The sequence below is a fragment of the Algoriphagus limi genome, assembly GCF_024919275.1.
Lineage (GTDB): Bacteria > Bacteroidota > Bacteroidia > Cytophagales > Cyclobacteriaceae > Algoriphagus > Algoriphagus limi.
This window is the reverse complement of the sequence record NZ_JANWGH010000002.1, coordinates 609576-628178: the sequence shown is the minus strand read 5'-3', so window position 1 is coordinate 628178 and position 18603 is coordinate 609576. Positions and strand designations below refer to the sequence as shown.

Genomic DNA, 18603 nt, shown 5'->3' with positions numbered 1-18603 from the left:
CCTATCCCTAACTTTCTTTTTGAAAAACGAAGTTTTTTTCAGATCATTAATAAGCGCGACGAATTTCAAATTGAAAAAAGGTAAACCACAAACCCTGCTTTCTTTTTCTAATCTAAATTCAACGGATGCAAAATTTCAATGCCCAATATCATAACCTTTTTCATCGGCTTTTCGGGGGAATGGATGACTCCATGCTGGATCAGATTTTTGAAATAGGGACTAAAAAAGTATTAAACACTGGTGAATATCTTTTTCATCAAGGAGAAGCCCAAAATGTACTTTACATCGTCCTGTCCGGCAGACTCCGTGCTATAAAAGAAGACCCTAATGAAACCCGAATTTTGGGAGATATTGGTCAAGGGGAGCCCGTAGGAGAATTTGCTCTTTTTACAAATGAACCTCGAATGGCTTCAGTCTTAGCCATCAGAAAATCCACAGTTTTAGAGTTTACACAAGAGGAATACCAAATTTTGGTTTCTAAAAATCCCGCTTTAGCTACCTCCTTGACCAATTTTGTCATTCAGCGATTAAGGCGGAATACTTTTCAACAGAATAAAACTGCTCCTCCAAAAAATATCGCATTAATAAACCTGCAATCCGACTTGGACCTCAGTCCATGGACAAATGGCATGCAGGCTTATTTTGATGAGATGAAAGTTCCTGTTCGCGTTTATGATTTTGAATCTCAATCTGAACTTCACGATGAGGAGTTTTTCGATTCCCTCGAAGAACACGAAGGTTTAAATATTCTAGTTTGTGATGATGAGCAACCAAATTGGTCTCATCAATGCCTAGTCTATGCGGATTTGGTCATTTTGGCAACCCCTTTTGATTCAAGCAAAAAAATTCGGCCGATTGAAAAAGAATTGAAGCTTTATGAACGGAATATCTTGAACAAGAAGATTTACCTTCTTTTGCTTCACGATGAAGATCCTCCCATGCCATCCGGAACGGAGAAATGGTTTAAAAACCGCTCCATCCAGCTTCATATTCATCTTCGAAAAGGGCATGAAAAAGATACTGCTAGATTTTGCCGAATAATTACTAATCAAGCTATCGGGCTTGTATTAGGTGGTGGCGGTGCCAAGGGCTATGCGCATATTGGGGTAGTCAAGGCAATTCAAGAGCGGGGAATCGAAATTGATTTCTTGGGAGGAACAAGTGCCGGAGCTATTTATGGTGTAACCATGAGTTTCTTTGATTTTGATTTCAAAAAAATCGAAAAAAGCATTTCCGACTCCGTTAAAGCACAATTGACATCCAATGATCTCACGCTTCCTTTGGTTTCTTTTTTATCAGGAAAGAAAGTCATTCGATTTATCAAAGAATTGTATGGCAGCAGTCATATGGATGACATCTGGGTGAATTCATATTGTGTTTCTACCAATTTTTCCAAAGCAGCAATGAAAATCCATGATCACGGTCTCCTTTGGAAGCAATTAGCTGCAAGTATGGCCATACCTGGTGTTTTCCCTCCTGTGGTCATTGATCAATATCTCCATGTGGATGGGGCCGTAATGGATAACTTACCTATCGAACCTATGTATCGATTTCCAGTCTCCAAAATCATTGCCGTATCACTATCTGGATTACCTGAGCGAAAAGTAAACTATGAAGAAGCTCCCTCTGGATGGGGTCTTCTTTGGGATAAAATCCTAAGGAAAAAACGCTATAAAATCCCTTCTGTAGGTTCTCTGATTATAAACTCATTAACACTTAATAGCCTTCAAAAGCAAGAGGTTACCAAACAAAAGGTATCTCATTATTTTGAATTGAATCTGAAAGGGGTGGGTTTTATGGATGATAAAAAGTGGAAACAAATCCTGAAGAAAGGTTACGACCAAATGGTGGATTATTTGGATTCTTTGCCTGAGGACGAACGCTTTTGGATAAAGAAATAACGATGGCTTAAAATCAAAAAAGGACTCCAAATGATATCGGAGTCCTTTATTATTTTCTCAAACTTCAGGATTTAAAAAGGATATTTTCCTTGCTCGATCATGAAATCTGCGATTTGTCTTCGAAGTTCTTTGGTATTGATCAGATCCATTTTTGTAAATCTCTTCAATCCCATCAGCATCACTTTCTGCTCATCTCCTTTTGTGAAAGAAGCAATGGCTTCCTTCGCGGCAGCATTGATTTTGTCTACTGCTTCGGAAAGATAAACCTGAGACATCGCAATCTGATGCTTACATGCTTCTTCTCCTTTAATGCTTACCAGCTTTTCTGTTCGAAGAATAGCCGACTCAGCTGCGTAGATCTCAATCATCACATCAGCCAAATTCATCATCACTTCTTGCTCATCTTCAATTCGATCTTGGAGAGCCATCGCTGCTTTTCCCCCGACCATCAAGAATACCTTCTTCAACTTTTTCAAGACCTCTTTTTCAGCGGCAAAAAGTTCAGAAGTATCTACAGTGTCAAAGGATGGAACGGCTGTCAACTCATTGGCAACTGCCATAGCCGGCTCAAACAAATTGATTTCGCCTTTCATGGCTCTTTTCAGCAACATACCAACCATCAGCATGCGGTTGATTTCATTCGTTCCTTCATAGATTCTGGCAATTCGAGCATCACGATAAGCTCTCTCCATCGGTGCTTCTGCGGAATAACCCATTCCACCATAAACCTGAACTCCCTGGTCAACCACATAGTCTAAAACCTCGGAACCGTGAACTTTTGCAATTGCTGCTTCAATTGCAAACTGCTCCAATGCTTTCAATTTAGCATCTGCATCAGACATTCCTTCAGCAGCCAAAGCATCCATACGGTCTTCTATATCTTGCCCTGCTCGATAGCAAAGTGATTCTGAAACGTAAGATCGGATTGCCATTTCAGCAAGCATTCGTTTTACGGCACCAAATGAATTGATGCTCGTTCCAAATTGCTTTCGCTCAGTAGAATACTTGATGGCATGGGAAGTTACCGTTCGAACACCTCCCAATACACCAGCACCTAACTTCACCCGTCCGATATTGAGGATATTCACAGCAATCTTGAACCCATTTTGTCTTTCAGAAAGCATGTTTTCCACAGGAACTGGGCAATCATTGAAGAATACTTGACGGGTAGAAGAACCTTTTATACCCATTTTGCGCTCTTCCTCATTCATGGTGATTCCACCAAAGGTCTTTTCGACGATGAATGCTGTCAGGTTTTTGTCATCCTCAATCTTGGCGAATACAATGAATAGGTCTGCAAATCCAGCATTGGAAATCCACATTTTCTGGCCATTGATCAGGTAATGTTTTCCATCTGCAGAAAGGGTTGCTTTAGTTTTTCCACTGTTGGCATCAGAGCCTGCATCTGGCTCAGTCAAGCAATAACAAGCAGCCCACTCACCAGTAGCTAGTTTTGGAAGGTATTTTTGCTTTTGTTCTTCGGTGCCGTAATACAAAATCGGCAAGGTACCTATTCCGGTATGTGCCCCATAAGTAGTCGAAAAAGATCCAGCTGCTCCAATAATATCAGCGATCAACATGGAAGTATTGAAGCTCATTCCCAAGCCTCCATATTCTTCAGGAACGGCTACACCCAAAAGACCCAGTTCTCCAGCCTTCTTGAAAATGGACGGAACCAAATCCGGATTTTTCATGCTGTCGATTTCCTCGATGTTGGGGGTAATCTCGGTATCAATGAAGTCTTGACAGGCCTGAGCCATCATTTTTTGCTCTTCTGTAAACTGCTCCGGAATGAAAACGTCCTGTGCGTCTGTCTCCCGAATGAGGAACTCTCCTCCTTGGATTGATTTTGAAATTGTGGTCATTATTTCTTGTTTTTAGATTTCTTCATTATTCGATATTTAATGTCCTTCATTCGATATTTAATACTGAACACCGAATGATGAATTACAAACACCGAAGTAAATCACTTCAGTAACTCGTAAATACCGGCGACACCCTGTCCACCACCTACACAAGCGGTCACCATTCCATACTTTTTGTTTCTTCTTCTTAATTCATTGAAAAGCTGAACGGAAAGCTTGGCACCTGTACAACCTAGCGGGTGACCCAATGCCACGGCACCACCGTTCACATTCACAATGTCTTCATTCAGATCCAACGCTTTGATCACAGCTAGTGCCTGTGCGGCAAAAGCTTCATTTAATTCAATGAGATCAATATCATTCAAAGAGAGGCCTGCTTGCTTCAGAGCCTTAGGAACAGCTTCTTTCGGGCCAATTCCCATAATTCTAGGATCCACACCTGCCACGCTGTAGGACATCATTCGAGCCACCGGTTCCAAATTCAATGATTTCATCAAGCGCTCAGACATGACGACAACAAAGGCTGCTCCATCGGAAGTTTGAGAAGAATTACCTGCGGTCACTTGTCCACCCATTTTGAAGGCTGGCTTTAAATTAGCCAAGACTTCTTTGGTTGTTCCTGCACGCGGTCCTTCATCCGTGTCAACCACGAATTTTCGGGTTTTCCGTTTTCCTTTTTCATCCAGATAGGTTTCCTCCACTTCTACTGGAACGATCTCATCCTTGAATTTTCCGGCTTGAATGGCTGCCAAAGCACGTTCATGGGATCTTACTGAAAAAGCATCTGCTTCTTCTCGAGTGATATTATAATCTTTGGCCAATTCTTCGGCTGTCAATCCCATGCTCAGATAATAGCTAGGTGTCTGAGAGGCAATCTTCCAGTTGAGTGCGGTCTTATATCCCATCATCGGCAGTAGCGACATGGATTCTGTACCTCCAGCGATAATACAATCAGCCATTCCCGCTTTTATTTTTCCGACAGCAAGAGCAACCGCTTCCAAACCAGAACCGCAGTATCGGTTCATCACAAAACCAGGATTATCAATACCCAATGCAAGCAAGGAAATCATTCTTCCCATTTGCATTCCTTGTTCTGCTTCGGGAATAGCATTTCCAACAATCAGGTCATCGACCATACTCGCTTCCAAGCCGGGAGTATTTGCTACCAAGTATTTAATTACATCGGCTGCCAAATCATCTGGTCTATAAAATCGAAACCCTCCTTTTTTGGCTTTACCTACAGCTGATCTATATCCGTTAATTATATATGCGTCCATTATTAATTCGTTTTTTGTTTAAGGTTTTGGAGTGACTTAGTTCTTAATTTCTAAGTGGTTTTCCTTTGAAAAGAATGCTATGAATTCGTTCCAGCGTTTTCTTTTCACCTGTCAAACTCAAAAATGCTTCCCGCTCAAGATCGAGCAAGTACTGCTCTGAAACTTCAGTCGGAGCAGACAAATCACCGCCTGACATAACCCAAGCAAGTTTTCTTGCAATTTTGGCATCATGCTCAGAGATATAATTACCATAGATCATTCCCGTAATTCCAGCCTCAAATAGTGCCAAGGAAGTTTTTCCAAGTACTCGGATATTGGTTTGTTCCAAAGGTTGGGTATATCCAGCATCTGAAAGGGCAATCACTTTGGCCTTTGCTTCTGCTAGTTGTCGCTTGCGGTTGAGGGTTATTCCATCTTGAGGTCTTAGGTATCCTAAAGCTCGAGCTTCCTCAGCAGAGGTAGAGACCTTTGCCATGGCGATATTCATGAAATACTCTTGCAAGTGATTTAATTCCACATCTCCAGGAATCACTCGATTGGAAAATCTTCGAGTCATTTCTTTTGTACCTCCACCAGCCGGAATCAAACCTACACCTACTTCAACCAAACCCATGTACAATTCCGCATGAGCTTGAATATGATCTGCATGAAGTGAAAGTTCGCATCCACCTCCCAGTGCCATATTATGAGGAGCAACAACGACTGGTACAGAAGAATAACGAGCCCGCATCATGGTCTTCTGGAATTGGGCTATCATCAGATTGATTTCATCAAAATCCTGATCTCCCGCAAACATGAAAAGCATAGCTAGATTGGCTCCTGCAGAGAAGTTTCCTCCTTCATTACCAATTACCAATCCTTTGTAAGATTTCTCTGCCATGGAAATAGCAGTATTAATCCCTTCGATCACTTCTGCCCCCATGGAATTCATTTTGGTGTGGAATTCCAAACCGATTACATCATCTCCCATATCGTAAATGGAAGCACCAGCATTGCCCCAGATCTTTTTATCGGCTGCTTTGAGCGTATCCAAAATGATGAAATCACTTGTTCCAGGGATTTCTACATAAGATTTGGTTGGGATATCGTAGTATTTCTTTTTACCGTCTTCTACTTTATAAAAAGATTCATTTCCAGCATCTAACATTTCATGAACCCAAGCTGCGGCTTTTTCCCCAGCAGCTTCCATTTTCTCAACGGTCTCTTTTACACCCAGAACATCCCATGTCTCAAATGGTCCCAATTCCCATCCAAAACCGGCTGATACAGCTTGGTCTATTCGATAGAGCTCATCAGAAATTTCGGGAATTCGATGTGAAACGTATTTGAACAAATCATAGAATGAAGCTCGGTAAAACTCCCCAGCCTTATCCTCAAAATTGACCAAGAATTTGATTCTTTTTTTGAGGTCATCAATTTCCTTGGATGCTTCTAAGGCTTTGAATTTTGGCTTTTCTACATCCTTATATTCAAATGTGTTGAAGTCTAATTCTTTCAGTTCTTTTCGGCCATCCTTATGGCGAATCATTTTGAAATAACCCTGTCCAGTCTTGTCTCCAAACCACTTGTTTTCATAAAGTACTTCTACAATTTTCGGAAGCTTGAACTTGTCTCTAGACTCATCATGAGGTAGAGCTTTGTAAAGATTATTAGCCACATTGACGGTGGTATCTAGACCTACCACATCCATGGTTCGGAAAGTTGCAGATTTTGCTCGACCAATTACTGGACCCGTAAGTTTATCTACTTCCGAAACGCCAAGGCCCATTTTTTCAATAGTATGCATTCCGGAAATGATCGCATAAACGCCTATTCGATTTGCAATAAATGCAGGGGTATCCTTACAAAGGACTGTTTCTTTACCCAAAAATCGATCTCCGTAATCCATCAAGAAATCCACGATTTCGGGCTTGGTCTTTGGACCTGGAATGATTTCCAATAAGCGCAAATATCGAGGCGGGTTGAAAAAGTGTGTTCCGGCAAAATTTACCTGAAAATCCTCTGATCTTCCTTCACACATCATGTGCATAGGAATCCCGGAAGTGTTTGAAGTAATGAGCGTACCTGACTTTCTAAATTTCTCTACTTTTTCAAATAATTGCTGTTTGATATCCAAACGCTCCACAACCACTTCCATAATCCAATCAACATCCTTGATTTTAGGTAGGTCATCATCAAAATTTCCTGTGGTTATACGACTTGCAAAGCTCTTATCATAAATCGGAGAAGGCTTTGCTTTTAGGGTGTTTTGAAGTGCTGTGTTAACAATCCGATTTCTGACAGCAGGGTGTTCTTTTGTCAATCCCTTTTTCTGCTCATCCTCGGTGAGTTCAAATGGCACAATATCCAGTAACAATACTTCCACTCCGATATTTGCGAAGTGGCAGGCAATTCTGGACCCCATCACGCCTGAACCTAAAATGGCTACTTTTCGAATGGTTTTGTTCATTTTTTTGGGTTTTGGTAGTCTGAGGTTTATAATTCAAATATGGGTTTATTCACTGTAGCTCCACTGAATTGATCAATCACCAATTGCAGCTTTTCAAAAACTTGGAAGAAGTTTTTCAATTCTTCTTCAGAAATGACTTCTCGTACCTGCTCATTGAATTCTTTGATGGTTTGAACGGATGCTTCCTTTTTACGCTTTCCTTCTTCAGTTAAAAAAATGCGTACGGAACGCTTATCTGATGGATCCTGCTTTTTATAGATCAAGCCCTTTTCTTCCATGGTCTTGAGCATCCTCGTCAAACTCCGAGTTTCCAATCCAATCATGGGAGCAATCTTGGTTGCGGGCGTTCCTTCCTTCGAATTGATATTAATCAATACAAAACCAATAGCTGTAGTGAATCCTTCAGCTGCAGCTCGTTGGTTGTACATTCTAGAAATCGCATGCCAAGCGCTCTTAATGTGATAATCTACCGTTTCTTCACGCTTCATGTAATAGGTACTTCTGTCATTTTAAGCGTACCTAATTTAGAGAAATTTTGTATGCATGCATACTATTTTAGTAAAAAAGTTATGCATGCATCACAAATATTAATTGGAAAAAAAGTCGAAAGTTAAAATTTAATTACATTATAAATTAAATAATTTACCTTATTCCAAATAAATAGAAAAAAATACTTCTTTTTCAGAATTAAATTTTGAGAATCAATCTTGAAATCAAGAAATAGGATTTTGATCTGAATCAAATGATTCACACTTGATATATTTCCTCTATCTCTTTTTGATACTTCTGATGGATCACTTTTCGCTTCAGCTTCATCGTTGGAGTTAGCTCACCGGTATCGATTCCCCAAGGTTCGGGAAGGAGTTTGAACTTTTTGATTTGCTCCCACTTACCATAATACTTATTGTAGGAATCCACCTCTCGTTGATATTTTTCAAGAATATCTGATCTAGTAATCATCTCCTGATCGGTAGTGTAGGGAATATCCTTGTGCTTGCAATATTCACGAAGTCCATCATAACTAGGAACAATCAAAGCAGCCGGAAATTTTTTGCCATCACCCACCACAATAAGCTGTTCGATAAGCGAAGACTCTTTGAATTTATTTTCCATAGGCTGAGGAGCAATATATTTACCTCCTGAGGTTTTGAACATTTCCTTCTTACGGTCCGTAATCCGCAGGTAGTCTCCATCCAATTCGCCTATATCCCCGGTATGAAACCAACCATCCTTGATAGCATCTGCAGTCATCTCAGGCTCCCGATAATAACCCTGCATAATGTTTGGCCCTTTCACCAAGATCTCTCCATCCTCAGCGATTTTTACCTGTACATCCTGCACAATATTTCCTACCCACCCGATTCTAACTTTTTCAGGCTCACTGATTGTAGCAGTTACAACAGGAGAAGTTTCCGTCAATCCATAACCTTCACAAACGCGAATTCCAGCTGCCCAAAAGACACGTGCTAATCGCGGTTGCAAAGCCGAAGCTCCTGAATTGATTTGCATGATATTTCCGCCCAATGCTTCCCTCCATTTAGAGAAAATCAACTTATTGGCAAGTTTTAATTGGAAATTGTACCATGAACCCATATCCTGGGCAGGATCGTACTTAAGGCCCAGATTCAAAGCCCAGAAAAACAACTGCTTCTTGACCCCTGTCAGCTCATAGCCTTTCGCCACAATTTTATCATATACTTTTTCCAGCAATCGGGGAACAGTATTAAATAAATGCGGCTGGACTTCTTTTAAGTTATCTCCAATCTTATCTAGATTCTCTGCATAATAAATGGAGAAACCCATATACATAAAACAGAAGGATGCAGTCCTTTCGAAAATATGACACAATGGAAGGAAACTAAGAACTTTAGCATTTCCCTTTTCCGGGCTCATGATATTGGAAACCGAAAGGAGGTTAGAAAGAACATTGTGGTGAGTCAACATGACTCCTTTTGGTCTTCCTGTTGTTCCGGATGTATAAATAATGGTAAATAGATCTTCGGGTTTTACTTTTTCTTTTTCGGCTTCAAGTTGTGCCAAGTCACCATTTTCCCCAAAATCCATGATTGCCTCCCAATGGGTAACTCCCTCTAGCTGATCGAAGCTATAAATCTCTTGTCCTTTGGCAGCATGATTTGCTTTTTCATAAATAGTCGCATCTCCGACAAAAATCATTTTAACAGATGCATGCCCAAAAATGTATGCGTAATCTTCAGAAGAAATCGTAGGATACATTGGGACCGAAATGGCTCCGATTTGCTGTAAGGCTAAATCAATAAAATTCCATTCAGGACGATTTTCTGAAATTATAGCAACCTTATCATCACGACCAATTCCTTTTTCTAGAAAACCAAGGCTTAAATTATCGATTATCTGTTTTACATCCCTGGATGAGTAAGTTTTCCACTCTCCATCAACTTTTCGGGATAAGGCAACCTCTTTATCATAAGTTGCAATTTGGTAAGGTATAAGATCAAATAATCGTTGTAGGTTCATTTGGGTCTAAAATTGATGTTTAAACCAATATAGGGAAAAATTGAATTGATTTGAAAATGGTTTTCCACAGCCTTTTTATTCTATTAATTGTAAATCAATATTTATTTAAAAAATCCTATTGTGGTTATTAAGCCTGTGGAAATGTGGAAAAACACATTTTTCAACTTTCTCCACTATTTATGTTGGTTATTATTCTCATCATCTACATTTTATCCTCATCTTTTCCACATGTAATTAATTGATTTATAGTTTTTTAATTGATTACGTGTGATTATGTGGATATACTATTTTCAACTTGATGTGGTTATTTTGGATGTTGATTTCTTTTGATTGGATGGTGGAAAGATTCAGACTTATCCATAGAAATAGTATACGTATCAATTTTAGAGTATAAGAATATGGATAAGTCCGATTTATTGGTGTTTAATCATGCAATTTTCCACAGTGTTTTGGTGGATTTTCCACATGAAAATTATTTCAATATTCCTGTAGATTCGTTGCCTTGTATTACGATACCTTCATTGGTCCAGCCACTTTTCAAAATGATTGAACCTATTGCTCCTTTGTCATCTAGGAAATAGAATACTCGTTCTGCGAGTCTTTCCTGATAAAAATTGCTCGGATCCCAACGACCATTTCCATTTTGATCTTCGATCACTCGGATTTTGTACGTTCCAGCTTCAATGCCTCTAAAAACAAAATCATTGGAATTCGTTAACTTTTGTTCTTTGTAAACCTCGTTTTTGGAATCTATGAGTTGAATAATAAAAGGAGGTTCAGCGCCTTGAATCGTTCCTGAAAGTAAATCTGCTAAAGTCTCTTTCTTAATCTTTCTGTAATTAGCTCTGATTTCGTCTTCATTGTATTGGCCTTGTATATCCTGGAAAGTTGAATCTAAAGCAGTGAAAGTGAAAATTTCTATCCCCAATGTATCTGAAATAGGAATTTTAAAAAGTAATTCTGTTCGCTTAATAGAATCTTGAAAAGAAAACATCTCTTCTTTAATCTGAATTCTAGTCGTGGAATCGACCGGGATATAGAGGGAATCTGTACGGATAGTTAAAACTGGTTTGTTGAATTTAATACTTGCAAAAAGTGTATCAGTGAAGTTTTTTCCTGAATTGGCATTCATTGTCAATTTCTCCGGTCTTCTTTCAGTATCTGGAAATTTTGCCCAAATAGCCGTATCAATTTTATTATATACAGAGTCAATCAATTGTAAATTGACCAACAAACTATCTGAAATCGATTGGTTTGAGAATAAGCGGATTCGTTTGTCCTCTGTTGAATAAAAAATATTTTCCCCAAGTCCTTCCACCTTTATTTCTTCCTCGATCTGATTTTTGTTTAAAACAAAATCATAGCTACCATTGGTATAGCTTGATCGCGTAAGACGAAATTCTGTTAAATCGCTTTGTGAAAGGTTAAATCGTATTCCTTCTAGATTTTCTTTTATTTCTATTACCTCTGGCAGAAAATCATACGGCTCGCTTTTAAACTCTGCTTTAGTCGAATTATTTGCATCAAACCAAGCATAAGCTTTATAATTTCCTTCTTTGATATTTTCAATTTGAAATTCTCCAAGGCTATCTGCTCTGGTTAAGTAGTAAGGTGCAGCAGTAAATAAATCAGTAGTATCATTTTCTAAGTATAGTCCGATTATGACATTTCGAGGATCATACTGCTGAGTCGGCCAATAATTATTGATTTTTCCCCTTAGCTGAAGACTATCAATAAAATCACCTGTTGAAAATACCAACTTTAAGTTTTCAGCTGGATTTCCTTCTGAGAGATCCTGTACTGAATTCTGGAAATTGAAAACATACGTTGTGTTATCCTCCAATTCCTGATTTAGTTCTACAATTACCTGGTTTTTGAGCGCCGCTGTAATGATTTCATCCTTATTCAGTCTTGGTGTAATTATGATGTTTTTATTGGGATTGTCCAGTTTGATATATTCATCAAATGTGATGGTTATTTCTGATGGCTTTACATTCAAACTTTGATCTACAGGATTTGCCTCAAGAAGTACCGGTGGATCTTCATCCCTTGGTCCACCCATAGGCGAACTTTGTTTGGCGCATTGTGAAAAAAGTAAAATCACAATAAGAGCATATATCAATTTTAAGCTTTTCACTTTTTTGAAAGAATGTATAAAATGCTTGAGTAATTACCTGATTTTTTTGCTTCTTTATTTGACTTCATTCCTTCGAAAAAGGACCGCATCAAATTTGTCAAATTTCCTGAATTTGGAGCCTGATACTTTTCTGAAAGTAAAGAAGCATAATAGCTGTCAAATATCATGGGTTTTTGCGCTACAATTTCTAGGTTATACTTTTCAGCTAAGTTCTTAACGCTCTCAGGATCAAAGTGATACAAGTGTCTAGGTACATCCCAACCAGCCCAATAGTTCTTGTATTTCTTTGCGTCTTTGGATTGATGATTTGGTAAAGCTAATATTATATAACCATCTGATTTTAAGATAGTTAATATCTTTTTAAGGCTTTTTCTTAAGTCATGCACGTGCTCTAAAACATGAAAAAGACTGATGATATCAAAAGACCGATCCTCTGCTACCTTTTTCAGACTCTTATATACCTTGCTTTCTAGCTTTTTTTTCGCTAATTGTCTCGCATTCTTATTAGGTTCTACCCCTGTTACATTCCAACTCTTTTCTTGAAAATGTTTGAGCAGTTCCCCTGTTCCGCAACCAATATCTAGGATGCTTTTATCAGTCCCTAAACTTGAAATGAGATTATATTTTTTGGATATGTTGATCTTTCGGATCTGATTATAAATTCCTTGTATTAGACCTTTTGATTCATCTTGGTGTGAATAGTACTCCGGAAATTCATAATATGATCCAATTTTCTCTTCTGTTGGTCTAGGATTGGTAAAAATAAGTTTGCAATCCTGGCATTCACACAATATGAATTCCTCCTTGCTAACTGCCCAATCTTTGATCGTTGAATAGTTAAGAAAATGCCCACTTTTACAAAGCGGGCATTTATTCAATCTTTCGTGCATTTTATCTCCCAAGATAAACAGTGAGCACAGACAAATCAGCTGGAGAAACCCCGCTTATCCTCGAGGCTTGGCCAAGTGTCTGTGGTCTGATTTTGTTTAATTTTTGTTTTCCTTCAGCCGATAGCGCTGGAATAGTCAGATAATCAAATTTAACAGGGATTTTGAAATCTTCCATGTTGGCTAGTTTTTCAACCATCTGCTTTTCCTTTTCTATATAGCTGTCATATTTGATTTGAATTTCTGCTTGTTCGAGTACTTCCTTATCATATCCATCTAGATAATTCTTAAGGTCTGTATTAATTTCCCTTAATTGTTCTATTCCGATTTGGGGTCTTTTGAGAACTTTCTCAATTGAGATTTTCTCTCGAATTGGAGCTGTTCCTAATGCTCCCAATGCCTCGTTAGATTCATTCGGTTCAAGCTTTTTCTGCTTTAAGTCATTGATTAATCTAGCTGTTTGTTCTTTCTTTTGAAGCACCTTTTGATATCTGCTTTCTTCAGCTAATCCGATTTGATATCCTTTTTCTGTCAATCGGATGTCTGCATTGTCTTGACGCAGCAATAATCTGAACTCAGCTCTAGAAGTAAACATTCGATAAGGCTCCTCTGTACCTTTGTTGATCAAGTCGTCTATTAATACTCCAATGTATGCTTCTGATCTTTTTAGGATAAATGGATCCTTTTCCTTCACTTTCAGACTTGCATTAATTCCTGCAATTAATCCTTGAGAGCCCGCTTCCTCATACCCTGTAGTTCCGTTGATTTGCCCAGCGAAATAGAGATTTTCTACCAATTTGGTCTCTAAAGTGAGGTTTAATTGCGTTGGGGGAAAGAAATCATACTCAATTGCATATCCTGGGCGGAACATTTTAGCGTTTTCAAAGCCTGGAATTTGTCTTAATGCTTTGTACTGTACATCCTCTGGAAGAGATGTAGAAAAGCCATTTACATAAATTTCAACTGTATTCAAGCCTTCAGGCTCCACAAATATTTGATGACGCTCTCTTTCTGCAAAACGATTGATCTTATCTTCTATGGATGGGCAGTAACGAGGCCCTAGGCCTTGAATTCGCCCATTAAACATAGGTGAGCGGTCAAATCCAGTCTCTAAAGTTTCATGTACTTCTTTATTGGTATAGGTTATCCAGCACGTTCGCTGTTCGGTTAAAGGTTTGGTTTCATCTGAATAGCTGAATTTTTCAGGGTTTTCATCACCATATTGAACCTCCATTTTATCGTAATCCAAACTTCTGCCGTCTACTCTTGGTGGTGTGCCTGTCTTCATCCTCCCCGCTTCAAAACCCAATTCTACCAATTGTTCAGTAATTCCTTTGGATGCTGACTCTCCTGTTCTTCCTCCACCAAATTGCTTTTCACCAATGTGAATTATACCATTGAGGAATGTTCCATTCGTTAAAACCACTGATTTTCCAGGGATTTCTATACCCATTCCTGTTCTAACCCCTACAGCTCTTCCTTCTTTGACAAGAACACCGGTAACCATTTCTTGCCAAAAATCCACATTTGGGTTATGCTCTAATGCTAGTCTCCACTCCTCTGCAAAGCGCATTCGGTCATTTTGGGTTCTAGGAGACCACATAGCAGGCCCTTTGGAGCGATTTAGCATTCGAAATTGAATCATGGATTTGTCAGAAATTATACCTGACATACCTCCCAAAGCATCAATTTCCCGGACAATTTGGCCTTTGGCAACCCCTCCCATTGCCGGATTACAGGACATTTGAGCAATTGTATTCATGTTCATGGTACATAAAAGTACCTTAGAACCCATCTTTGCTGCCGCATGTGCAGCCTCACAACCAGCATGTCCTGCTCCTACAACAATTACATCGTATTGATCAAACATCGTTTTTCTTTTTTACCTGTTCCACGTGAAACATTACTGTTTTTCGTTTCCTGTTCCACGTGGAACATTAATCTTTTGAAACAACTCTATTGCCATTGCTTCCTTGCTACGCATCAAGGCTGCTTCATCTTTTTTCTTGTCTTTATATCCTAGAAGATGATATAGTCCATGGCTTATTACCCGGCTGAGTTCATCTTCATCTGAACATTGATGTGTTTTTGCATTTTCAAATACTCGATCAATGCTTATGAAAACATCTCCTTCAATGATTCCTTCTTCGTCTGAATTATCAAAGGTGATTATGTCTGTAAGCGTGTCGTGGTTTAGATAATCGACATTAATTTGATGGAGGTATTCATCTGAACAAAAGATATAATTCAATTCAAATATCTCAGAACCTTCACCTTGAGCAATTTCTTTTAACCAGCGTTTCCTAGTTAGCTTTTGAGGAAGTTTGAATTTTGTGTCCTCTGTAAAGAAGTGAATCGCCATGATTAGTCCATATAAAAGGAAAGAACTGTTCTTTTTCCTCCATCCTCAAATTTAAGCTCATCGCTTAGGTGCTTGATTAAAAAAATTCCTCTTCCACCTGGTTTTTCAAGATTTTCCGGTGAAGTAGGATCAGGCAAATTTTCATATTCAAATCCTTTCCCTTCATCTTCAATCACAAAAGAAAGTTTGTCTTCTTCTGCTAATAGTTCTAAATGAACCAGTTTCTCTTTGTTCCCTTGATTCCCATGGATAATTGCATTGCTGATGCATTCTGTCACCGAAATCATGATGTTGCCATAGATATCGTCATTTATTTCAAAACGATCTCGAGCATTATCAATAAAGCTTTCAATGATTTTTATGTTTTCAATCAAAGAAGGGATAGAAATTTTTATTGAGTTCATTTTGAATTTTGACTTTTAGCAACAACTAGTATCATTTTTCAGTTAATTCTAACTTAATTGGGCAGTGATCAGAATGTACCACATCAGGTAAAATACCTGCACTTTTCAAACGATCTTCCATAGGTTGAGTTGCCATATGGTAATCAATTCGCCAGCCCAAGTTTTTATTTCGGGCATTTGCCCTGTAACTCCACCAAGTATATTGATGAGGATCCGGATTAAAATGCCTGAAAGTATCTATAAAACCTGATTCGGTGAATTTGTCCATCCAAGCTCGTTCTTCTGGTAGAAATCCACTCGAATTCTTATTGGAAACAGGGTTATGTATGTCAATAGGCTTATGACAAATATTGTAATCTCCGCTTAGAATCAAACTCGGAAACTCTTGTCTCAAATCCTGCATGTAGCCATAGATATCATCAAGAAACTCATATTTAAAGTCCTGTCTGATATCTCCGGTAGTACCGGAAGGGAAATAAGCTGAGATAAATGAGAAATCTTCAAAGTCAGCTCGAATCATTCTTCCCTCGCTATCATATTTATCCAATCCCATTCCATAGGTTACATTTTTGGGCTTGATTTTGCTGAAAATAGCAACGCCTGAATAACCTTTTTTCTCTGCTGGAAACCAATATAATTCATAACCCATATCCTTGAAAACTTCAGTATCTACTTGGTTTTCATGAGCTTTAAGTTCCTGAATACCAATGATTTCTGGATTTTCATTATGGAGCCATTCTGCAAAACCTTTGTTCATTGCAGCCCGAATTCCATTGACGTTGTAGGATATAAGTTTCATTCAATTAATCGATTTCCAGTTGATATTCTTTTTCGAAGTATTCCAATACCTGAATCTTCAAGAGTTTTTCCTGTTCCAATAAATCAAAATGCGGAAGTTCCCGAATTAGTTTCCAATGTGGCCATCCATCCTGATCCACATACTCTAATTCATAATACCCTGCATAGCTTAATACTTTGCAGATGGCTATATGCATGAGATCCTGTTTTTCTTCTTTGGAAAAATGCTTAGCTACCATTCCGAGTTCTTGCACACCAATGAGAAACAAAACCCCATTGAGATCTTTCGGTTTTTTCCCAATGGTTTCCTCTAGTCCAAGCAAGAGTTTACCCCACTTTTTCTCCAGATCAAGATCTCTTTTAAACATACATTTTATTGATTTTCAAGTACTTCCCAGAATTCTACAGCCCTTCTTAGATGTGGAATAACAATCGATCCCCCTATCAAAGTAGCGATGGAAAACACCTCAAATATTTCTTTTCGATTTACTCCGGATTTGTAGCACTGTTCTAAATGGTATTTGACACAATCGTCACATCGTAAAACCATAGAACAGGCCAAACCGATCATTTCTTTGCTCTTGACGTCCAATGCACCTTCACTGTAGGCGTTGGTATCCAAGTTGAAGAACCGTTTGATCACCTTATTATCCTCAGCCAAGATCTTCTCATTCATTTTGGCTCGGTAATCGTTGAAATCCTCCAATAAACCCATTAAATTAACGTATTAGTGTTGAATAATCTGCAAATATACAGCATTCCTGTATGACCCGTGAACAACAGCGCTTTAAAGCAAAGCGTTTCTTATTTTTCAAAGATTTTTTAGATCTGATTTTTCCTCAAAACTGTTTGTATTGTGGTAGAAGCCTCTTTGATTGGGAATTTTGTCTTTGTAATCCTTGCAAAAATAAATTACCTGTCGCCAGTTACCATCTTAGACCGGATGACAATGATTTGACTCAGAAGTTACAAGGTCTTTTCCCAGTTTCCAGATGCATTTCTTATTTGAAGTTTTCCAGAAAGGGAATGAGTCAAAGTCTATTACATCAATTGAAATACCGTAATAAGCCTCAAATTGGCCATTTTTTGGGTTCTTCCTTTGGAAAATTGTTGCTTAAGCAGCCTTATCATCAAGAATGGGACATGATAGTACCTGTTCCTCTTCATGATCAAAAACGTAGGCGAAGAGGCTATAATCAAACTGAGGAATTTGCCAAAGGCCTGAGTGAAGCACTGCAAATTCCTGTTGAGAATCTTTTGATTCGTTCCAAATGGACAGAAACCCAAACCAATAAATCCCGAATGGAGCGAATAGAAAATGTATCGGGTGTTTTCAATATCCGGTCTAATACAAATATTTACCAAAGGAGAATACTTCTGGTGGATGATGTGATGACTACCGGAGCGACACTTTCCGCTTGTGCCAATATTCTATGGAAGAATGGTGCAAAAACAGTAGATTTGGCTACAATCGCTGCTGGCGGAGGAGTCTAACATCTTATGACTGATATCGAATTTCTACAATACCCGATTGGGAGATTTTCCATGCCGGAAAACCCAAATCTTCTAGAAGCAATAGCTCAGATCAAAAAGCTTCCTGAATATATCCAATCTGCTGTTTCAAATCTTTCTGAAAAACAATTGGATACACCTTATCGTCCAGGAGGATGGACAGTAAGACAGCTTGTTCATCACTTGGCAGATAGCCATATGAATGCTTTCATCCGATTCAAATTGGCTCTGACCGAGGAAAACCCAACCATCAAACCTTATGATGAAGCTGCTTGGGCCAAGCTTCCTGATAGCGAGTTGGAGATAGACCCTTCTCTGTCTATTCTAGCAAATGTTCATTACAAATGGTCTGTGCTTTTGAAGAATATGAGTGAAGAGGACTTCTCAAGGACATATTTCCACCCTGAAAACGGTCAGAAACAAAGCCTTTTCGAAGTCACACATATGTATGCTTGGCATGGTCAGCACCATTTAGCTCATATTCAGCACTTAGCACTTCGAGAAAATTGGTAAAA

The 18603-nt window shown here is 38.7% G+C and carries 16 protein-coding genes; 3 read left to right on the top strand and 13 right to left on the bottom strand.

Going from position 1 to position 18603, the window contains the following annotated elements; all coding sequences use genetic code 11:
• Nucleotides 1–125 precede the first annotated feature (125 nt).
• Entirely contained in the window at nucleotides 126–1901 is a 1776-nt protein-coding gene (locus NY014_RS11130; protein ID WP_259414659.1) for a patatin-like phospholipase family protein, read from the top strand.
• Nucleotides 1902–1972: 71 nt separating this feature from the next.
• On the opposite strand, the gene NY014_RS11125 is transcribed toward NY014_RS11130, so the two are convergent.
• The 13 genes from NY014_RS11125 to NY014_RS11065 form a co-directional block, all read right to left on the bottom strand.
• Nucleotides 1973–3766 (bottom strand): acyl-CoA dehydrogenase FadE, encoded by a 1794-nt coding sequence (locus tag NY014_RS11125; RefSeq protein ID WP_259414658.1) that lies wholly within the window; start codon nucleotides 3764–3766, stop codon nucleotides 1973–1975.
• Nucleotides 3767–3867: 101 nt separating this feature from the next.
• Nucleotides 3868–5043, bottom strand: a complete 1176-nt coding sequence (locus NY014_RS11120; RefSeq protein WP_259414657.1) for a thiolase family protein — start codon at nucleotides 5041–5043, stop codon at nucleotides 3868–3870.
• Between the two features lie 43 nt (nucleotides 5044–5086).
• Entirely contained in the window at nucleotides 5087–7492 is a 2406-nt protein-coding gene (locus NY014_RS11115; RefSeq protein WP_259414656.1) for a 3-hydroxyacyl-CoA dehydrogenase/enoyl-CoA hydratase family protein, read from the bottom strand.
• A 26-nt stretch (nucleotides 7493–7518) separates the two neighbouring features.
• Entirely contained in the window at nucleotides 7519–7980 is a 462-nt protein-coding gene (locus tag NY014_RS11110) for a MarR family winged helix-turn-helix transcriptional regulator (RefSeq protein WP_259414655.1), read from the bottom strand.
• A 259-nt stretch (nucleotides 7981–8239) separates the two neighbouring features.
• Nucleotides 8240–9988: an AMP-dependent synthetase/ligase gene (locus NY014_RS11105; RefSeq protein WP_259414654.1), complete on the bottom strand. Its 1749-nt coding sequence runs from the start codon at nucleotides 9986–9988 to the stop codon at nucleotides 8240–8242.
• A gap of 472 nt (nucleotides 9989–10460) precedes the next feature.
• Complete coding sequence (locus NY014_RS11100; protein WP_259414653.1) at nucleotides 10461–12125, bottom strand: Ig-like domain-containing protein; 1665 nt, start codon at nucleotides 12123–12125, stop codon at nucleotides 10461–10463.
• Nucleotides 12122–13027, bottom strand: a complete 906-nt coding sequence (locus NY014_RS11095; protein WP_259414652.1) for a class I SAM-dependent methyltransferase — start codon at nucleotides 13025–13027, stop codon at nucleotides 12122–12124. The genes NY014_RS11100 and NY014_RS11095 overlap by 4 nt, the downstream gene beginning before the upstream one ends.
• A complete protein-coding gene (mnmG, locus tag NY014_RS11090) occupies nucleotides 13017–14882 on the bottom strand; it encodes a tRNA uridine-5-carboxymethylaminomethyl(34) synthesis enzyme MnmG (protein ID WP_259414651.1) in 1866 nt (621 codons plus the stop codon). Before mnmG ends, NY014_RS11095 begins: the two co-directional genes overlap by 11 nt.
• Before the next feature lie 33 nt (nucleotides 14883–14915).
• Nucleotides 14916–15374: an rRNA maturation RNase YbeY gene (gene ybeY, locus NY014_RS11085; protein WP_259414650.1), complete on the bottom strand. Its 459-nt coding sequence runs from the start codon at nucleotides 15372–15374 to the stop codon at nucleotides 14916–14918.
• Nucleotides 15375–15376: 2 nt separating this feature from the next.
• Nucleotides 15377–15778 (bottom strand): ATP-binding protein, encoded by a 402-nt coding sequence (locus NY014_RS11080; RefSeq protein ID WP_259414649.1) that lies wholly within the window; start codon nucleotides 15776–15778, stop codon nucleotides 15377–15379.
• A gap of 31 nt (nucleotides 15779–15809) precedes the next feature.
• Nucleotides 15810–16577 carry an exodeoxyribonuclease III gene (locus NY014_RS11075; protein ID WP_259414648.1) on the bottom strand — a complete coding sequence of 256 codons (768 nt, stop codon included), beginning with the start codon at nucleotides 16575–16577 and terminating at the stop codon, nucleotides 15810–15812.
• 4 nt (nucleotides 16578–16581) lie between these two features.
• Nucleotides 16582–16944 carry a hypothetical protein gene (locus tag NY014_RS11070; protein ID WP_259414647.1) on the bottom strand — a complete coding sequence of 121 codons (363 nt, stop codon included), beginning with the start codon at nucleotides 16942–16944 and terminating at the stop codon, nucleotides 16582–16584.
• A gap of 5 nt (nucleotides 16945–16949) precedes the next feature.
• Nucleotides 16950–17291: a carboxymuconolactone decarboxylase family protein gene (locus NY014_RS11065; protein ID WP_259414646.1), complete on the bottom strand. Its 342-nt coding sequence runs from the start codon at nucleotides 17289–17291 to the stop codon at nucleotides 16950–16952.
• A gap of 311 nt (nucleotides 17292–17602) precedes the next feature.
• On the opposite strand from NY014_RS11065, the gene NY014_RS16410 reads away from it, so the two are divergent.
• On the top strand, nucleotides 17603–18070 hold the full coding sequence (locus NY014_RS16410) for a ComF family protein (RefSeq protein WP_354003178.1): 468 nt from the start codon (nucleotides 17603–17605) through the stop codon (nucleotides 18068–18070).
• 6 nt (nucleotides 18071–18076) lie between these two features.
• On the top strand, nucleotides 18077–18601 hold the full coding sequence (locus NY014_RS11055; protein WP_259414644.1) for a YfiT family bacillithiol transferase: 525 nt from the start codon (nucleotides 18077–18079) through the stop codon (nucleotides 18599–18601).
• Nucleotides 18602–18603 lie beyond the last annotated feature (2 nt).